Here is a 793-nt window from a genome sequence, read left to right as displayed (position 1 = left end):
GGCTCGCAACCGCGACCCTGCTGCATGGCGAAGGCCGCCGTGTCGTGCTGCTCGACCGCGATCGCGACGCGCTTCAGACCGCTGCCGCGACTCTCCCCGGCGCACTGGCAATTACCTGCGATGTGTCGGTCCCCCAACAGGTGAGCCAAGCGGTGGCCGAAGTTGAACAGACCTTTGGTCGGCTCGATATTTTGGTGAACAACGCTGGCGTGGCGGACTTCGGCCCACTGGAAGAGACAGATTTCACCCGCTGGCGGCGCGTGATGGAGACGAACCTTGATGGCGTGTTTCTCATGTCGCAGGCCTGCCTGTCGCTCTTGTCGCAACAGGGCGGTGCCATCGTCAACATCGGCTCAATCTCCGGCCTGCGCGCTTCGACCCTGCGGATCGCCTATGGCACGTCCAAAGCCGCCGTGATCCACCTGACCAAACAACAGGCGGCTGAGCTGGGCGAACTCGGCATTCGCGCGAACTGTGTCTGCCCCGGCCCGGTGGATACGAAACTGGCGCTTGCCGTGCATTCGCCCGAAATCCGCGCTGCCTATCACGACGCGATGCCGCTCAACCGCTATGGTACGGAACGCGAAATTGCGGCAGCGATTTGTTTTCTGGCCAGTGAGCGTGCAAGTTTCATCACCGGCCAAGTGCTTGCCGCAGACGGCGGGTTCGACGCGACCGGTGTGGGGCTGCCCGCGTTGCGCGGCTAAAGCAGCGCAAGTCGGCTACGGGCGTCCACTTTTCACCTACACTCCTGCGCTGCGCGTGCTATCGGAGCGCAAGATGCGGCTCTCAA

General features: G+C 63.3%; 1 protein-coding gene. It reads left to right on the top strand.

All coding sequences use genetic code 11. The features are described 5' to 3' along the window. Positions 1–707, top strand: a 707-nt coding sequence (locus Q7C20_RS26705; RefSeq protein WP_375071186.1) for an SDR family NAD(P)-dependent oxidoreductase, incomplete at its 5' end; no start/stop codon positions are given. Positions 708–793 lie beyond the last annotated feature (86 nt).

It is taken from the genome of Pseudomonas sp. AMR01, assembly GCF_041946035.1.
In the GTDB taxonomy this organism is placed as follows: Bacteria; Pseudomonadota; Gammaproteobacteria; order Pseudomonadales; family Pseudomonadaceae; genus Aquipseudomonas; species Aquipseudomonas antarctica_B.
The sequence above is the reverse complement of the archived record's forward strand: the minus strand, read 5'-3'. Positions and strand labels throughout refer to the sequence as shown.